The sequence below is a fragment of the Pseudomonas sp. BNK-7 genome, from assembly GCF_048072025.1.
GTDB classification, from domain to species: Bacteria; Pseudomonadota; Gammaproteobacteria; order Pseudomonadales; family Pseudomonadaceae; genus Aquipseudomonas; species Aquipseudomonas danubii.
In genome coordinates this window covers 3351449-3369121 of sequence record NZ_CP182252.1, presented here as the reverse complement: position 1 = coordinate 3369121, position 17673 = coordinate 3351449, and the positions used below count along the sequence as shown (strand labels likewise).

Below are 17673 nucleotides of genomic sequence, written 5' to 3'. Positions count from 1 at the left end.
CGTGCCTGGTTTAAACGCTGTATCCGCTACCCGTTAGCGCCTTCGCTTAACCCCGCTCCGTCCTGCCACTACCTGAATATTTTTTTCCAATCAGGAATTGGACATGGACACTTGCATCCGTCATTTGTCGAATGGCGTCTCTCTTATCGCCTCCGACACCACCTGGATCGAAGACAAAGCGCTCCAGCAACTGCACACCACCGCCCAACTACCCGGCATGCGCCAGGTCGTCGGCATGCCTGACCTGCACCCAGGCCGAGGCTACCCGGTGGGTGCAGCATTTTTTTCCACTGAGGTGGCCTATCCGGCACTGGTGGGCAACGACATCGGCTGCGGCATGGCGCTGTGGCAAACCGACCTCTCCAGCAGCCGCCTCAATCTGGACAAGCTGGAAAAGAAAATCGGCAATATCGATCTCCCTCTGGATGAACAGTGGGATGAAGAACGTGCCCAGCTGGGCCTGCCCCTCACCGGTCACGAGCACTCACTGGGCACCATTGGCGGCGGCAATCACTTCGCCGAGTTGCAACAGCTCGATCAGGTGTACGACACCGCAGCCCTGCTGGCTCTGGAACTGAATCCGAAAGCCTTGTTGCTGCTGGTGCATAGCGGCTCTCGCGGCCTGGGAGAGGCCATACTGCGGCGCCATGTGGATCAGCACGGGCACAACGGCCTGGAGATGACCAGCGCCGCTGGCGTCCAGTACTTGCAAGAGCATGATGAGGCCCTGCGCTTCGCCGAAGCCAACCGACGACTGATTGCCGAACGCCTGCTGCACAACCTGCGAGCCAAGGGGCACGCAGCTCTGGACATCAACCACAACCTGGTGTCCCCGGCGAATATCGATGGCGTCGAGGGCTGGCTGCATCGCAAGGGCGCCACACCATCGGACCAGGGTCCAGTGGTCATTCCGGGCTCCCGGGGTGACTACAGCTACCTGGTACAGCCCACTCCGACGCCTGTCAGCCTGTTCTCCCTGGCCCACGGCGCCGGACGCAAATGGCTGCGCAGCGACTGCAAGGGCCGGCTGGCGACCCGATTCAGTTTCGACCAGCTCAAGCGCACGCAACTGGGCAGCCGAGTGATCTGCGAAGACCGCGGATTGATGTACGAGGAAGCGCCCGAAGCCTACAAGAGCATCGACAGCGTAGTGGGCAGCCTGCGGGACGCCGGCCTGGTAAAGGTCATCGCCCGGCTCAAGCCGGTACTGACTTACAAACGCCGGGGGTGCTGCTGATGCTGCTGTTACAGCTGTCCTCTGCCCAGGGGCCTGCCGAGTGCGAGCTGGCGGTGACCAAGGCCTTGCGCCTGCTGTATCGCGAAGCCGAGGCACAAGGCGTACATACCAGCCTGGTCGAGCAGGTACCCGGCCAAACCCGGGACACCCACAAGTCGGCCCTGATCAGCCTTGATGGCGAACAGGCTGCAAGACTGGCTGAACGCTGGACAGGCACCCTGCTCTGGACCTGCAAAAGCCCGTGTCGCCCTGGACACAAACGCAAGAACTGGTATTTCGCCGGGCAACTGTTCAAGGCTCCACAAGACAGCATGGACGGCGAAATCCGCTTTGAAGCCATGCGTGCATCAGGTCCGGGCGGACAACACGTGAACACCACCGACTCCGCCGTGCGTGCCACGCACCTGGCAACTGGAATCAGCGTGAAAGTGCAGTCCGAACGCAGTCAGCACGACAACAAGCGCGTTGCTCGCCTGCTGATCCTGCAGCGCCTGGCGGATCGGCAACAGCAATCCGAGGAAGCACTGCGTCTGCAACGCCGCGACGCCCATCACCGAGTGGAGCGCGGCAACCCGGTACGCCGTTTCAACGGCAACGCGTTCATAGCCCAAGACTGACCCCCGGCCACGGGAGCCGGCCATCACGACGGCTCCCTGCACCAGAAGTTGGCGAGCTTCGCCTGCGCAAACAGGGAACCGCACGTAAAAAATCCTCAACCCATTCGCCAACAGGACCGCCACCCACAAAAAGAACCGTGGACGGCAACGACCAGGACAATGGAAGACACGGAGTAAAAACCTTGATTAACAGCTATTTTGAAAGCCCCCTTCAAAGGCATCCCCTTGATCAGCAAGTAACCCACCCGGATATCCAGGTGGGCCGCTACAGCTACTACTCAGGTTACTAGCGCGATCACAGCTTCAATGACTGCGCAAACTGCCTTCTTCATGATGAAGGCGCTGACCAACTGATTATCGGCAGCTTCTGCTCAATTGGCTCAGGGGCGGCATTCATAATGCCCGGCAACCAAGGGCATAGGAACGAGCGGATCAGCACCTTCCCCTTCTATTGGATGTCCGAGGAGCCTGCGTTCACAGGCGCGCAAAACGGCTACGAAGCCGCTGGGGACACGGTGATCGGCAATGATGTCTGGATGGGTTCCGAAGCAGTTGTCATGCCCGACATCAAAATCGGAGACGGTGCAGTGATAGGCACCCGCGACCTGGTGACACGAGATGTCGAACCTTAGGCAATCGTCGGCGGCAGTCCTTTCAAGACGATCCGTAAACGCTTCGACGAACGTAGCATCGAGAGGCTTCTGGCGATGCAGTGGAGGCACTGGAGCGACGACCAGTTAAAAGCGGTAATGCCACTGATGACCAGTAGCAATATCGCGGCGTTGTTTCAGCACTGGAAGGAGTTCGTTCGAGCGCCCTGACCCGACATCCCCAAGCGGCCCGCTCACTCCGGCCGCCATCAGGACAAGAAGCGCCACGCGGAAAAACAGTGATCGCACCGAAGTTCTGAAGAGCGCCTCGCAATACAATTAAAACGCCCAAAGCAAAAAGGGGCTCACCTTTCGGTGAACCCCTTCTAGACCGCCCAGCAGAGCGGATTTTGTTTGGTAGGCGCGATTGGACTCGAACCAACGACCCCCACCATGTCAAGGTGGTGCTCTAACCAACTGAGCTACGTGCCTGCTGTGAGGCGGCATTCTACGGAATTCCAAAGGGGTGTCAACACCTTTTTTGCAGCTAAGCCTATGAATATGCGAATTTTTTAATTTCGCGGCTACGAAGAAGTTTTTCTTCCTGTCTGGTAGCGAATTTTCAACTCAGGTAGCATCGACGCACTCGTAAAATATATTAAACACATGAGGTCGCAGGATGGCGAACATTCCCTACCCACAGTCTTATTACGCTGCTTCCGCCAATGCGGCCCCGGAACGCGCACAGTTGCAAGATGAGGTTGAAACCGACGTCTGCGTGATAGGCGCAGGTTACACGGGCCTGTCCAGCGCCCTGTTTCTTCTGGAAAACGGCTTCCGGGTGACCGTGCTCGAGGCCGCCAAGGTCGGCTTCGGTGCATCCGGGCGCAATGGCGGGCAGATCGTCAACAGCTACAGTCGCGACATCGATGTAATCGAACGCACTGTCGGCCCCAAGCAAGCACAACTGCTGGGTCAGATGGCATTCGAGGGCGGCCGTATCATCCGCGAGCGCGTCGCCAAGTATCAGATCCAGTGCGATCTGAAAGACGGGGGCGTGTTTGCCGCACTGACCAGCAAGCAAATGGGTCACCTGGAGTCGCAAAAGCGTCTCTGGGAGCGCTACGGCCACACTCAGCTGGAGTTACTGGACGAGCGGCGGATTCGTGAAGTCGTGGCCTGCGACCAGTACAAGGGCGGCATGCTCGATATGAGTGGCGGCCACATCCACCCGCTGAATCTGGCCCTGGGTGAAGCGGCTGCCGTGGAATCCCTGGGCGGGACCATTTACGAACAATCCCCAGCGCTACGCATCGAGCGCGGCGCCAGCCCCGTGGTACATACCCCGCAGGGTAAAGTCCGCGCCAAGTTCATCATCGTCGCCGGCAACGCCTACCTGGGCAACCTGATTCCGGAGCTGGCAGCCAAATCCATGCCGTGCGGCACCCAGGTGATCACTACCGAACCCTTGGGCGATGAGCTGGCAGCCAGCCTGCTGCCCCAGGACTACTGCGTCGAGGACTGCAACTACCTGCTGGACTATTACCGCCTCTCCGGCGACAAGCGCCTGATCTTCGGCGGCGGAGTAGTGTATGGCGCCCGTGACCCGGCCAATATCGAAGCGATCATCCGGCCGAAGATGCTCAAGGCCTTCCCGCAGATGCAAAACGTGAAGATCGACTACGCCTGGACCGGCAACTTCCTGCTAACCCTGTCACGCCTGCCACAGGTTGGTCGTCTGGGAGACAACATCTACTACTCCCAGGGCTGCAGTGGACACGGCGTGACCTATACCCACCTGGCGGGCAAGGTCCTGGCAGAGGCCCTAAGAGGCCAGGCAGAGCGTTTTGACGCCTTCGCCGATCTACCCCACTACCCTTTCCCTGGAGGCCAATTGCTACGCACTCCATTCACTGCACTAGGAGCCTGGTACTACAGCCTACGAGACAAGTTCGGCCTCTGATAAACGGCCTTTCTGACACCATAAAAAACCGCCCAACAGGCGGTTTTTTTATGCTCGGACATTTCCACTCAAATTGCACAACTGCGCCATGCTTATTGCAAAAACAAAAAACCCCGGTCTTTCGACCAGGGTCTTTGCTATCTATGCGAATCAAGCCTTTGGCTTTCTTCGTTGCTTCAAGGCGTTCAGTGGTCCTTGAAACTGATATGGCGCAGCGGACGGGACTCGAACCCGCGACCCCCGGCGTGACAGGCCGGTATTCTAACCGACTGAACTACCGCTGCGTATCGCTTGGACTTGCGTCCATGTGAACCGTTTAAATCGTCTGACTAAAAAGCTTTTGGACTTTTCAATCTCAAACCAGGTCAACCTGATCTGGAAAATATGGCGCAGCGGACGGGACTCGAACCCGCGACCCCCGGCGTGACAGGCCGGTATTCTAACCGACTGAACTACCGCTGCGCGTCGGTTGGAGGCTTCCCTGGAAGCTTCCGCCTTTCTCTCGAAAGACTCTCAGCAATGGTGGGTGATGACGGGATCGAACCGCCGACCCTCTGCTTGTAAGGCAGATGCTCTCCCGGCTGAGCTAATCACCCTTTGCTTCGCTGAGGCCGCGAAATTTACGCAGGTACCGAAGCTAAGTCAATAGCAGGCTTGAAGTTTTTTTCAGAAACAGCTGCAAGCGACACACTGCGAGGCTCAGGCAAAAGCCAAGACCGCATCATCCCTGATAAATCATTTTCTTGGTCATGCCGCCGTCCACCACGAACTCTTGACCAGTAACGAATCCCGAGTTGCGCGACAGCAGCCAAGCCACCATCGCTGCCACGTCCTCAACCGCCCCCACCCTGCCCGCTGGATGCTGGGCGTGATCAGCATCAGACAAAGGCTCGGCACGTCGCACCGCTGGATCACGAGCGTCGATCCAGCCAGGACTCACGGCGTTGACCCGAATTTCCGGCCCCAGGCTAATTGCCAGGGCGTGAGTCAAGGCCAGCAAACCACCCTTGCTCGCCGCATAGGCCTCACTGTCGGGCTCCGATTGCCGAGCACGAGTAGAAGCCAGGTTGACGATAGAACCGCCATGGGCACGCAGATAAGGCGCGCAATGCTTGGCCAGCAGCATAGGCCCGCCAAGATTCACCGCCAGCACCCGATTCCAGTAGGCCAGGTCCAGGCTTTCCAAGGTGATGTTGTGCGGATCGGCCACCGCAGCATTGCAGACCAGGGCGTCCAGGCGCCCGAACTGCCCCAGCACCTCGGCAACCCCTTGAGCCACCTGCTGCTCATCCGCCACGTCCATGGTGATGAACCAGGCATTCTCACCCAGCACCTTGGAAACCTTGGAACCGCGCTCCCGATCCAGATCGGTCAGCACCACTTGCCAGCCTTCACTGATCAGCCATGCAGCGATCCCCAGGCCAATGCCCCGCGCCGCGCCGGTGACCAGCGCAACACGACCATTAACGCCACCCTGAGGCGTGGACAACTCGATCACAAGGCTGCCAGACCGCGAGCCAGGTCGGCCTGCAGGTCAGCCACATCCTCCAGCCCCACTGCAATGCGGATCAGACTGTCACGAATACCCGCAGCCTCACGCTCCTGAGGCGCCAGACGCCCGTGGGAAGTGGTGCTCGGATGGGTAATAGTGGTTTTGCTGTCGCCCAGGTTGGCAGTGATCGAAATCAGCCGAGTGGCATCGATAAAGCGCCAGGCGCCCTCTTTACCGCCCTTGACCTCAAAGCTCACCACCGCACCGAAACCACGCTGCTGGCGCTTGGCCAGCTCGTGCTGCGGATGACTGGCAAGACCGGCGTAGTGCACCTTCTCGACACCGTCCTGCTGCTCCAGCCATTGCGCCAGGGCCAGGGCATTGGAGCAGTGGGCACGCATCCGCAAGCTCAGAGTCTCCAGCCCCTTGAGGAAAATCCAAGCATTGAACGGACTCAGGGTCGGCCCTGCAGTACGCAGGAAACCCACCACTTCTTTCATTTGTTCGCTGCGGCCGGCCACCACACCGCCCATACAACGGCCCTGACCGTCAATGAACTTGGTCGCCGAATGCACCACCACGTCCGCGCCAAGCTTCAGCGGCTGCTGCAACGCAGGGGTACAGAAACAGTTGTCGACCACCAGCATCGCACCCTTGGCATGAGCTACCTCGGCCAGTGCGGCGATGTCCACCAACTCGGCCAAGGGATTGGATGGCGACTCGACAAACAGCAATTTGGTGTTGCTCTTGATTGCCGCATCCCAGCCGGACAGGTCCGCCAGGGGTACGTAATCAACCTCAACACCAAAACGCCTGAAGTACTTCTCGAACAAGCTGATGGTCGAGCCGAATACACTGCGCGACACCAGCACGTGGTCCCCAGCACTGCAAAGGCTCATCACCACCGAAAGAATGGCCGCCATGCCAGTGGCCGTGGCGACTGCCTGCTCCGCACCTTCCAGCGCCGCGATTCGTTCTTCGAACGAGCGCACCGTCGGATTGGTGTAGCGCGAATAGACGTTACCAGGAACCTCGCCGGCGAACCGCGCAGCCGCATCGGCGGCTGTACGGAACACATAGCTGGAGGTAAAGAACATTGGATCACCGTGCTCGCCTTCCGGCGAGCGGTGTTGGCCGGCGCGCACCGCCAGGGTATCGAACGCTACGCCTTCAAGGTCGCTGTCCAGCCGACCGGCATCCCAATCCTGACTCATGCCGCCTACTCCTAATGTCTTCTTAAATGCTCTGGATCAGTTGTTGTACAGATCGATGATGGCGCTGACTGCCTGAGTCTTGGCCTTGGAAGCATCATTACGAGCGTCCTCGATCTTGTTCAGATAGGCCTCATCCACATCGCCAGTGACGTACTTGCCATCAAACACGGCGCAATCGAAGCTCTCGATCTTGATCTTGCCACCACCGACCGCTTCGATCAGGTCTGGCAAGTCTTGATAGATCAGCCAGTCGGCACCGATCAGGTCCGCCACATCCTGGGTCGAACGATTGTGGGCAATCAGTTCATGGGCGCTTGGCATGTCGATGCCGTACACGTTCGGATAGCGTACAGCAGGGGCCGCCGAGCAGAAGTAGACGTTTTTCGCGCCGGCTTCACGGGCCATCTGGATGATCTGCTTGCAGGTGGTGCCACGGACGATGGAGTCATCCACCAGCATCACGTTCTTGCCGCGGAATTCCAGCTCAATTGCATTGAGTTTCTGACGCACGGATTTCTTCCGCGCCGCCTGGCCCGGCATGATGAAGGTGCGACCGATATAGCGGTTCTTGACGAAACCTTCGCGGAACTTGACGCCCAGATGGTTGGCCAACTCCAACGCCGCGGTACGACTGGTGTCCGGAATCGGGATCACCACATCAATATCGTGCTCCGGACGCTCGCGCAGGATCTTCTCGGCCAACTTCTCGCCCATACGCAGACGCGCCTTGTACACCGAGACACCATCAATGATCGAGTCAGGACGAGCCAGATAAACGTGCTCGAAGATGCACGGAGTCAGCTGCGGGTTGGTGGCGCACTGGCGGGTGTAGAGTTTGCCTTCTTCAGTGATGTAGACCGCCTCGCCCGGAGCCAAGTCGCGAATCAGGGTGAAGCCCAGCACGTCCAGGGAAACGCTTTCCGAGGCAATCATGTACTCCACGCCTTCGTCGGTATGACGCTGGCCGAAGACGATCGGACGGATACCGTGTGGATCACGGAAACCGACGATGCCGTAACCGGTGATCATGGCCACCACTGCGTAACCACCGACACAGCGGTTGTGCACGTCAGTCACCGCAGCAAACACGTCTTCCTCGGTAGGCTGCAGCTTGCCGCGCTGGGCCAGCTCGTGAGCGAACACGTTGAGCAGCACTTCGGAGTCGGAGTTGGTGTTGACGTGGCGCAGATCGGACTCATAGATCTCTTTGGCCAACTGCTCGACATTGGTCAGGTTGCCGTTGTGCGCCAGGGTGATGCCGTACGGCGAGTTGACGTAGAACGGCTGAGCCTCGGCCGAAGTCGAACTGCCCGCAGTCGGGTAACGCACATGGCCAATACCCATGTGACCGACCAGACGCTGCATATGCCGCTGCTGGAACACATCACGAACCAGGCCATTGTCCTTGCGCAGGAATAACCGGCCATCATGGCTGGTCACGATACCGGCAGCGTCCTGGCCGCGGTGCTGGAGGACGGTTAGCGCGTCATACAGCGCCTGATTGACGTTCGACTTACCGACGATACCGACGATGCCACACATGCGACGCAACCCCTACTTAATGAAACTGAACTGAACACATCTTACTGAGGCGTTTTGGCCGGTAAGAGGTGCTCCTTGAACGGTATTTCAGCGGGTACGCTGATACCGCTGGCCAGCCACTGACTGCTCCACCCCAGAATGAGGTTCTTGGACCAGTCTGCAACCAATAGAAATTGTGGCACCAGTCGCGACTGTTGCCACCAGGAATCCTGCTGAACCGGCCCCAGGCTCAAGAGCCCGACGGCCACGACCACCAGCAACGCGCCACGCGCCGCGCCGAAGGCCATGCCGAGAAATCGATCGGTTCCGGAGAGACCGGTGACACGAATCAATTCGCCGATGAGATAGTTGACCATTGCCCCCACCAGCAAGGTGGCGACAAACATGATTGCGCAGCCCGCGATCACGCGAGCCGAAGGAGTTTCGATATAACCGCCGAGGTACTCGGACAGTGAGCCACCAAACATCCAGGCAACGACTCCTGCGATGATCCAGGTAAGCAACGACAAGGCTTCTTTGACGAAACCGCGGCTCAAGCTGATCAAAGCGGAGATGGCGATTATTGCAATGATCGCCCAGTCAACCCAGGTAAATGGCACAGTGCAGCCTACAGACGGATAAGGCGGCGCATTTTAACAGAGCGCTTGGCTGTCGGTAAGCTGCGATTCACTGTGCTTTTGAAATCAGCCAGATAGCCTCAGCCACGCTCCGGCTGGAAGCGCACCACAAACCCCTTGAGGTTGTGCTGACGACCCAACAGGTCACGCAGACGATCAGCCTCGGCCCGCTCGATCAACGGCCCGACAAACACCCGATTCTTGCCTTCAGCAGAACGGATATATGCGTTATAGCCCTGGCTGCGCAGGGTTTTCTGCAGGTTTTCCGCACTTTCACGGCTCGACAGGCTGGCCAACTGCACCGACCAGCTGATGGACAGACCATTGGCATCGATCCGACTCTGACTGGTATCAGGCTTGGCTACGGCAATCGGCTGGGCTGGGGCCGGCACAGGGGCAGGCTTAGGCGCTGGCGCCGGCTTGCTGGCCACTACAGGTGCTGGCGCAACCGCTGGCGCACTCGGAGCAATCGACATCGACGGTGCAACCTGCTGCACCACGGGCTCCTCGACAGGCACCGGTTCCTGGGGCAATACCTGGGGCTCAGGCACCACCACCGGCTCAACCTGAACCTGAGGCATGGTCGAGGCCTGTGGCGCCGGCGGCGCTTCAACCGTTACGTGGCGCTGCTCATCCTCTCGCGAGAACAGCATCGGCAGAAAAATCACCGCCAAAGCCACCAACACCAGCGCTCCAACCATTCGCTGCTTGTAGACCTTATCCAGCATTGCCATGTGCAGCTTCCTCCGTGGAGCGCCGGGCGAGCCACTCAAGCGCCTCGGCAACACAATAAAAAGATCCGAACAGCAGAATTTCGTCATCTGCAGTCGCTTGCGCACATTGCGCGTCCAACGCCGCTGCGACACTGGCATAAGACGCTACCGAAGCACCAAGGTTCTCCAAGGCGGCCTGCAGATCCTCAACAGGACGCGCCCGAGGCGAATCCAGTGGAGCCACCGCCCAGTGCTGGACCGAGGCCTGCAAACTGCCGACAACTCCCGACAGATCCTTGTCTGCCAGCAGGCCGAATACCGCCAGGCGCTTGCCGGCTACGGGTCGACGCGCCAGGCGCTCAGCCAGATACTGCGCGGCATGGGGATTGTGCCCCACATCCAGCAGCAGGTTCAGACGCTTGCCCTGCCACTCGATCTGCCGACGATCCAGACGGCCGGTCACCCGGGTCCGCTGCAGAGCTGCACCGATCAGCTCAGGCTGCCAGGGCAACCCGGTAAGCAGGTAGGCCTGCAACGCCAACGCCGCGTTTTCCATGGGCAAATCGAGCAGCGGCAGATCCCGCAACTCAACCGGATTGCCCCGGGCATCCAGACCACGCCATTGCCAATATTCTTCGGTGAGCCCGAGGTCGAAATCTCGCCCCCGGAGAAAAAGCGGACAACCCAGCTCTCGCGCCTTGTCCAGCAAAGGCTGCGGCGGATTCAGGTCGCCACACAGAGCTGGAGCGCCGGCACGGAAGATTCCAGCCTTCTCGAAAGCCACGGACTCCCGGGAATCCCCCAGGTACTCGATATGATCGACACCAATGCTGGTGACCAATGCCAGGTCGGCATCCACCAGATTGACCGCATCCAGACGCCCACCCAGCCCCACTTCCAGGACTACGGCATCCAGGGCCGCGCGCTGGAACAGCCAGAACGCCGCCAGGGTGCCCATCTCGAAATAGGTCAGGGAAACATCACCACGCCCCGCCTCTACCGCAACAAAGGCCTCGCACAGTTGCTGATCAGTGGCCTCAACGCCATTGATCTGCACCCGTTCGTTGTAGCGCAGCAGGTGCGGCGAGCTGTAGACCCCAACCTGCAGGCCCTGAGCCCGCAACAGGGAAGCGACAAAGGCACAAGTAGAGCCCTTGCCATTGGTACCCGTGACTGTGATGACCCGAGGCGCCGGCTTGCCCAGCCCCATCCGGGCCACTACCTGCTGCGAGCGCTCAAGCCCCATATCGATGGCCGAAGGGTGCAACTGCTCAAGGTAGGCGAGCCAATCGCCCAGGGTACGCTGGGTCATAGGTTTGCTGGAGCCGGCGGAACCACGATCGGTTCAACGGGAGCAGCCACGAATTCAGGCGTCGGCAGCCCCATGAGCTGGGCCAGCAGATTACCCAGGCGCGGACGCAGCTCCTGACGGGAGATGATCATGTCGATGGCACCGTGCTCCAGAAGGAATTCGCTGCGCTGGAAGCCTTCCGGCAGTTTTTCCCGCACGGTCTGCTCGATCACTCGCGGCCCCGCGAAGCCCACCAGGGCTTTAGGCTCGGCGACGATTACATCACCCAACATCGCCAGACTGGCGGAAACACCACCGTAGACCGGGTCGGTCAGCACGGAGACGAATGGAATACCTTCTTCACGCAGGCGCGCCAGCACGGCGGAGGTCTTGGCCATCTGCATCAGGGAGATCAGCGCCTCCTGCATCCGCGCACCACCGGAGGCGGAGAAGCAGATCATTGGGCAACGGTTTTCCAGAGCGTAGTTGGCCGCGCGGACAAAGCGTTCGCCAACGATGGCGCCCATGGACCCGCCCATGAAGGAGAACTCAAAGGCCGAGACCACGACCGGCATGCCTAGCAGAGTGCCACTCATGGAGATCAGAGCGTCCTTCTCGCCCGTCTGCTTCTGCGCTGCTGTCAGACGGTCCTTGTACTTCTTGCCGTCACGGAATTTCAGACGGTCAACCGGCTCCAGGTCAGCGCCCAGCTCGGCACGACCTTCGGCGTCGAGGAAAATATCGATCCGGGCGCGAGCACCGATGCGCATGTGGTGATTGCACTTGGGGCAAACATCCAGGGTCTTTTCCAGCTCCGGACGATAAAGCACCGCCTCGCAGGACGGACACTTGTGCCAAAGACCTTCGGGCACCGAGCTTTTCTTCACCTCGGAACGCATGATCGAAGGGATCAGTTTGTCTACTAACCAGTTGCTCATGCTTTCTTTCTCCAGTACCGGCGGCCCGAACGCTCTGGTTCGCAACCCCGCGTATGCCCTTGAGCTAAATTCATGTGTGCGGCGATGATCACTTCGCTACCGCGGTCAGCACCGGGCTCGACCTGCCTGCAATGAAGCGCCCCTCAGCCATCCCGACAACCCGCAATAGAGCGGTTGCCACTCGATTCCGACCCCGCCTTAAGGCGGCGCCTGCCTGTTTTGTACAGTGGTGTTATGGACGGCGGCAGACTGCCAGCCGTCACATCGACTCGTTGCTACGACGCACTGCCTGCATAAATGCCTGAATCTTTGCCGGGTCCTTGATGCCCTTGCTCTGCTCCACACCGCCACTGACGTCCACCGCGTAGGGGCGAACCCGAGTAATGGCCTCGGCGACGTTCTGCGCAGACAGCCCGCCAGCCAGGATGATCGGCTTGCTCAGCCCCTGAGGAACCAGGGACCAGTCAAAGGCCTCGCCAGTTCCCCCCGGCACACCCTCGACATAGGTATCCAGCAGAATTCCGCTGGCGCGCGGATAAGCCAGGCAGGCAGCAGCAACGTCATCCCCGGCCTTGACTCGCAGCGCCTTGATATAGGGACGGTGATAACCCTCGCAATCCGCTGCCGACTCATCGCCATGGAACTGCAGCAGGTCCAGCGGAACGGCATCGAGGATCTCCCCCAACTCGCAGCGACTGGCATTGACGAACAGCCCGACCGTCGTCACGAACGGCGGCAAGGCGGCGATGATCGCCCGCGCCTGCTGCACACTCACCGCCCGGGGACTCTTGGCATAGAACACCAGACCGATGGCATCGGCCCCCGCCGCCACCGCTGCCAACGCATCTTCTATGCGGGTAATCCCGCAAATCTTGCTGCGAACAGCTGACATGTCGTTTGAACCTCGGGGGCAAATTCGGAAAGTTCCGGATGGTAGCAAATGCTTTTCCGGGCGTCAGCCGTCAAGTTCAGACCAACCGGTGAGGAAATGTGGCCCGATGTATCGCTCCGGCAACTGGAACTCATCCTTGTATTCCACCTGCACCAGATACAGGCCGAAAGGATGGGCGGTGACCCCGCCCGTGCGGCGAATCCGGCTCTCCAAGACCTCCCGCGCCCACTCCACCGGCCGCTCGCCCGCACCAATGGTCATCAAGACCCCGGCAATATTGCGCACCATGTGATGCAGGAAGGCACTGGCGCGAATATCCAGGACAATCATCTTGCCGTGCCGGGTAACCCGCAGGTGGTGAATCTCCTTGATCGGTGACTTGGCCTGGCACTGGCCAGCCCGGAACGCACTGAAATCATGGGTCCCCACCAGAAACGCGGCAGCCTGGGCCATCCGTTCGATATCCAGCGGCCGGTGATTCCAAGTGACCTCCTCATTGAGATGGGCCGGACGGATCTGATCGTTGTAGATCACATAGCGATAGCGCCGGGCAATCGCCTTGAACCGAGCATGAAAATGCGCCGGCATCTCACGAGCCCAACTGACACTGATGTCATGAGGCAGGTTGATATTGGCCCCCATGACCCAAGCCTTCATCGAGCGCACGGCCTGGGTATCGAAATGCACCACCTGACCACAGGCATGCACACCGGCATCGGTACGCCCCGCACAAGCCACCACCACCGGAGAGTCCGCGACCCTGGACAAGGCCTTCTCCAGGGTTTCCTGGACGCTGGGCACACCAGAAGCCTGACGCTGCCAACCGCGATAGCGCGATCCCTTGTATTCAACACCCAGAGCGATGCGGGAAAAGCCTGCGGCCGCCATTTCGGCGGCCGGGTTATCTATATTTGCCAAGAACTTACAGCCTGCTGATATGCGCAAAGGCGCTCATTATAAGGCTGGCGGGAGCAGACGCCATGCACTGCCGCGGTTTAGTTGCAGATTGCTTCACCTCGACAACGATTGCATCAGCCGCCAGGTCATCGCTATATAGCAATCTACATAGCGGTAGAAAAACAAACACCCTGACCGAGAGCCGACGAATGATCGCAACCAACAAAGAAGCCGTGGGCCTGGCCTACAGCCTGGAAGGCATGCTCCACGCCAAGCGCATGACCTGGGAGGCCATCGCGCAAATGGCCAGGCGGATCAGGCCCGGCATGCACGAATCCACCGCCAGGGAGATGGGCCTGCAAGTATTACAGGAGCTGGGCATGGAACGTATTTGGCACCCACTGCTGATTCGTTTTGGCGCCAACACCCTTAAGACCTTCAAGCAACGCTCCGACAGCGACCCCCAGCTGAATGAAAACGATCTGTTCTTCATTGACCTGGGAGTCGTCTGGGATCGCCACGAAGGCGATTGCGGAGCGACTTACGTCGTAGGTTGCGACGAGGAAATGCACGCCTGTGCCGCGGCCGCCAAGAGCCTGTTCGATCAGGTGCACGATCACTGGAAAACCCATCAAGTGGCCGGCGCCGAACTGTACCAATATGCCGAAGAACAGGCCCGCGCCATGGGCTGGATGCTCAACCTGGAGATCAAGGGGCATCGGGTCAGCGACTTCCCCCACGCCATCTATCGCGCTGGAGACCTGGGGGACTTCGCCGACTGCCCACAAGTGGGCCTGTGGATCCTGGAAATCCAGATCGCCCACCCCACTCGCCCCTTTGGCGCCTTCTACGAAGACCTGCTGGTCTGAATGACCGCCAAAAGCGCCACCAACAAAAACGGCAGCCTTATCGGCTGCCGTTCTGCTCAAGCATCGGGTTGTTTCAGGCCAGCCTTGCGAGCATTTCCTGCGCTTCGCTCTTCTGCCCTTCATTACCCTCGCTGAGCACTTCGCCCAGAATATCCCGCGCGCCGTCGTTGTCACCCATATCGATATAGGCCTGAGCCAGATCCAGCTTGGTGGCCACTTCATCGCTGCCGGCGAGGAAGTCGAAATCCGCTTCCTCAGGCGCAGCCGCAGCATCTTCAGCCGTGAAGCTTGGCGTAGCCGGCTCCGCCTGATCCAGACTCTGGGCCAGACGATCCAGTTCGGCGTTGACATCATCCAGTTCGGAGGCAAAGGCGTCCTTGGGCTCTGCCGCGGCATCCATTTCATCAGCCAGGGACAGATCGAAGTCCGCCGATAGATCCAAGTCATCCAGCGTTGACTCGGTGACGGTAGGCACATCGCCAGCCGGCAGATCCTTGAGATCGTCTTCCAGGCTCAACAGGAAGTCGTCGTCACTCTGGGTCGACGCCGGCAGGTCCGCTCCGAGATCAAGGTCGAAATCCCCCAGATCATCCAGGCTTTCCTGGGCCGCAGTCTGCTGCTCAAGAACCGAACCAAAGCTCAGGTCGTCGTCCAGAGGGAACTCCTCCAGCTCAACCTCAGGTTCGGACACCACTACCGCTGGCGAAGCTGCCTCGAGGTCATCCAGGCTCAGATCGAAATCCGCGTCCAGACCTTCCACAGGCGCCGCGGGCTCAGGCTCATCCAGCAGCTCCTTGACATACTGAGCATCCAGCTCCGCAGCCACAGCCGCAGCAGCCAGCCCCGCTGTCGCCGCCACCGCCACCATCGCCGGGAAACGGCTCTTGAGCTGCTCGACCTGAGCGTGGTTATCGCCATTGGCTACCAGCTGCCGCTCCTGAGCGACGAAGGCACTGCGATCCCCCTGATGCGCATACACTTCCATCAGCTTGAGGCGCAGATCACTGCGCTGCGGCTCGAGCTTGACCGCCTCTTCAAGAATGGCTGCCGCCTGATTCAGGCGACCACCATCGATATGGTTCTGCGCCTGTCCCAGCACATCGGTGGCTCGCTCAACCGGCGCCGCCGGAACTGGCGCCATCACCGGAGCTGGAGCTGGAGCTGGAGCTGGAGCTGGAGCTGGAGCTGGAGCTGGAGCTGGAGCTGGAGCGAGCTTGACGCTTGGTGGCGGGACTTCAAGACCTTCGAAGCTACCTTCCGGAAGATCCAGTTCCTCGGCGAAGTCGCTATTTTCCTCGGACAACGCCCGCGCCATGCGCAGGTGCTTTTCCGCTTCCTGCTGAGCCTTGCGACGACGCGCCAGCAACAGCAACAGCAGCAACACCGCCACTATCGCACCGCCACCTACCAGCCCGAGAAGGATTGGATTGGTCAGCAGGTCGCCATACTTGTCTTCGTCAGCCTGGGCCGCTGGCACATCCGGAGCCGGATTGGCTGCTGGCTCACTGACTGGAGCTTGCGCAACCACTGGCGTCGCCGCAGGCGCCTCAGGTTTGGCCACCAGCTCAGCAGGCATCACCGCCGTCGGCTGAGCGACAGGGGCTGCACCTTCAGCCTGCAACTTGGCCAACTGGTTGTTCTTCAATTCGATCAGGCGCTGCAGCTTGTCCAGCTGACTCTGCAGATCCGCCATGCGCTCCTTGAGCTCAGCATTATCGCGACGGGTTGCATCCAGGCTTTCCTGAGTCACCGCCAGCTTGTTGTTCAGGGCCTTGCTATCACCCGCGACGCCCTTGCCACCAGCCTTGCCGCTGTCCGCAGAAACCAGGCTCAGGTTGTCCTTGGTGTTGACCTGCTTGGGCGCCTTTTCGGCACCCGCACGACGAGTCGCATCCACCTGCAGCTGGCTCCGTGCACCAGCGCGACGCCCCTGACGCCAGGCAGCATTCTGCGCAGCAACTTCGGCAATGGCCTTGGGCTGCGGCAACGCGGTGCTCTGCACCACGTCAGGCAGGCGCAGGACCCTGCCAGCTTTCAATCGATTGATGTTGCCGTCGATAAAGGCATCCGGGTTCAGCGCCTGGATCGCCAGCATGGTTTGCTGGATCGACGCACCATTGCGATTCTTTGCGGCGATTTCCCACAGCGTGTCACGAGGCGCAGTTGTGTATTGCTCAGGCTTGCTGATTTTGTTGGCACGAGTGACCGGGGCATTCACCGCCGGACCACTGACCGGTGCCGCCTGTGCAGCAGCAGCGGTTTGCGGGGAAAACTTCGAAGGGTCCAGCAGCACGCTGTAATCGCGCAGCAGACGACCGTTGGGCCACATTACTTGGACCAGAAACTTGACCATCGGCTCCGACAACGGCTGGCTAGAGGTCACCCGCAGTACGCTCTTGCCGCCTGGATTGAGAACAGGAGTAAAACTCAGGTCATTGAGAAAGGCCTGACGATCGACGCCGGCCTTGGCGAACTCTTCTGCCGGGGCCAGGCTGGGCACCACTTCCGCAGCAGTAAGGTCCTTGATATCGAGCAATTCGATTTCTGCTACCAGAGGCTGGTTCAGACTCGACTTCAGGGTCAGCTCCCCGAGCCCAAGCGCCTGCGCCATACCGGAGGACAGCGCCGAGGCGGCCGCTATTGCTAACACCAGTTTGCGAACTTGAACCATAGCCTCATCCTTTGTTTGAACATTCCTCGGCCAGCGAGAAGGTTTTGTAGCGGCTGCCATAAGGCACTGCGCGGGATCATGAGCGACCGCCACGCGGGATTATTTACTGCATGCCCCGGGAGCACCTGAC

Annotated in this window: 14 protein-coding genes, 4 tRNA genes and 1 pseudogene; 5 read left to right on the top strand and 14 right to left on the bottom strand. The window is 59.9% G+C overall.

All coding sequences use genetic code 11. From position 1 onward, the window contains the following. Nucleotides 1-103 precede the first annotated feature (103 nt). From ACMGF8_RS15785 to ACMGF8_RS15775, 3 genes and pseudogenes are all read left to right on the top strand, one after another. Nucleotides 104-1237: an RNA ligase RtcB family protein gene (locus tag ACMGF8_RS15785; protein ID WP_416760227.1), complete on the top strand. Its 1134-nt coding sequence runs from the start codon at nt 104-106 to the stop codon at nt 1235-1237. Then, nucleotides 1237-1854, top strand: coding sequence for a peptide chain release factor H (gene prfH, locus ACMGF8_RS15780; RefSeq protein WP_416760225.1), 618 nt, complete (start codon nt 1237-1239; stop codon nt 1852-1854). The genes ACMGF8_RS15785 and prfH overlap by 1 nt, the downstream gene beginning before the upstream one ends. Nucleotides 1855-2039: 185 nt before the next feature. Beyond that, nucleotides 2040-2675: pseudogene (locus ACMGF8_RS15775) on the top strand (CatB-related O-acetyltransferase). A gap of 184 nt (nt 2676-2859) precedes the next feature. Here the strand turns inward: ACMGF8_RS15775 and ACMGF8_RS15770 are convergent. Then, nucleotides 2860-2936: transfer RNA gene (locus tag ACMGF8_RS15770), tRNA-Val, on the bottom strand. Nucleotides 2937-3123: 187 nt separating this feature from the next. Between ACMGF8_RS15770 and ACMGF8_RS15765 the strand changes: the two genes are divergently transcribed. Beyond that, nucleotides 3124-4407 (top strand): NAD(P)/FAD-dependent oxidoreductase, encoded by a 1284-nt coding sequence (locus ACMGF8_RS15765; protein ID WP_416760223.1) that lies wholly within the window; start codon nt 3124-3126, stop codon nt 4405-4407. Nucleotides 4408-4614: 207 nt separating this feature from the next. Here the strand turns inward: ACMGF8_RS15765 and ACMGF8_RS15760 are convergent. The 12 genes from ACMGF8_RS15760 to truA form a co-directional block, all read right to left on the bottom strand. Continuing rightward, nucleotides 4615-4691: transfer RNA gene (locus ACMGF8_RS15760), tRNA-Asp, on the bottom strand. A 101-nt stretch (nt 4692-4792) separates the two neighbouring features. Continuing rightward, nucleotides 4793-4869: transfer RNA gene (locus tag ACMGF8_RS15755), tRNA-Asp, on the bottom strand. Nucleotides 4870-4927: 58 nt separating this feature from the next. Beyond that, nucleotides 4928-5003: transfer RNA gene (locus tag ACMGF8_RS15750), tRNA-Val, on the bottom strand. A gap of 125 nt (nt 5004-5128) precedes the next feature. Then, nucleotides 5129-5905, bottom strand: a complete 777-nt coding sequence (locus tag ACMGF8_RS15745) for an SDR family oxidoreductase (RefSeq protein WP_102882498.1) — start codon at nt 5903-5905, stop codon at nt 5129-5131. After that, nucleotides 5902-7113, bottom strand: a complete 1212-nt coding sequence (locus ACMGF8_RS15740; protein ID WP_102863647.1) for an O-succinylhomoserine sulfhydrylase — start codon at nt 7111-7113, stop codon at nt 5902-5904. The genes ACMGF8_RS15745 and ACMGF8_RS15740 overlap by 4 nt, the downstream gene beginning before the upstream one ends. 36 nt (nt 7114-7149) lie before the next feature. Next, nucleotides 7150-8655, bottom strand: coding sequence for an amidophosphoribosyltransferase (gene purF / locus ACMGF8_RS15735; RefSeq protein WP_102863649.1), 1506 nt, complete (start codon nt 8653-8655; stop codon nt 7150-7152). 41 nt (nt 8656-8696) lie between these two features. Continuing rightward, complete coding sequence (locus tag ACMGF8_RS15730; RefSeq protein ID WP_416760220.1) at nt 8697-9254, bottom strand: CvpA family protein; 558 nt, start codon at nt 9252-9254, stop codon at nt 8697-8699. Between the two features lie 98 nt (nt 9255-9352). Further along, nucleotides 9353-10006 carry an SPOR domain-containing protein gene (locus ACMGF8_RS15725; protein ID WP_416760218.1) on the bottom strand — a complete coding sequence of 218 codons (654 nt, stop codon included), beginning with the start codon at nt 10004-10006 and terminating at the stop codon, nt 9353-9355. Further along, nucleotides 9990-11297, bottom strand: coding sequence for a bifunctional tetrahydrofolate synthase/dihydrofolate synthase (gene folC, locus ACMGF8_RS15720; RefSeq protein WP_416760216.1), 1308 nt, complete (start codon nt 11295-11297; stop codon nt 9990-9992). Before folC ends, ACMGF8_RS15725 begins: the two co-directional genes overlap by 17 nt. Further along, entirely contained in the window at nt 11294-12214 is a 921-nt protein-coding gene (accD, locus tag ACMGF8_RS15715) for an acetyl-CoA carboxylase, carboxyltransferase subunit beta (protein ID WP_060838410.1), read from the bottom strand. The genes folC and accD overlap by 4 nt, the downstream gene beginning before the upstream one ends. 259 nt (nt 12215-12473) lie before the next feature. Then, nucleotides 12474-13106 (bottom strand): phosphoribosylanthranilate isomerase, encoded by a 633-nt coding sequence (locus ACMGF8_RS15710; RefSeq protein WP_102863655.1) that lies wholly within the window; start codon nt 13104-13106, stop codon nt 12474-12476. Between the two features lie 63 nt (nt 13107-13169). Next, entirely contained in the window at nt 13170-13994 is an 825-nt protein-coding gene (gene truA, locus ACMGF8_RS15705; RefSeq protein ID WP_102863657.1) for a tRNA pseudouridine(38-40) synthase TruA, read from the bottom strand. A gap of 218 nt (nt 13995-14212) precedes the next feature. Here truA and ACMGF8_RS15700 point away from each other — a divergent pair, with 218 nt between their 5' ends. Beyond that, nucleotides 14213-14872, top strand: a complete 660-nt coding sequence (locus tag ACMGF8_RS15700) for a M24 family metallopeptidase (RefSeq protein WP_102863659.1) — start codon at nt 14213-14215, stop codon at nt 14870-14872. Nucleotides 14873-14945: 73 nt separating this feature from the next. On the opposite strand, the gene ACMGF8_RS15695 is transcribed toward ACMGF8_RS15700, so the two are convergent. Further along, entirely contained in the window at nt 14946-17543 is a 2598-nt protein-coding gene (locus ACMGF8_RS15695; protein ID WP_416760212.1) for a FimV/HubP family polar landmark protein, read from the bottom strand. Nucleotides 17544-17673 lie beyond the last annotated feature (130 nt).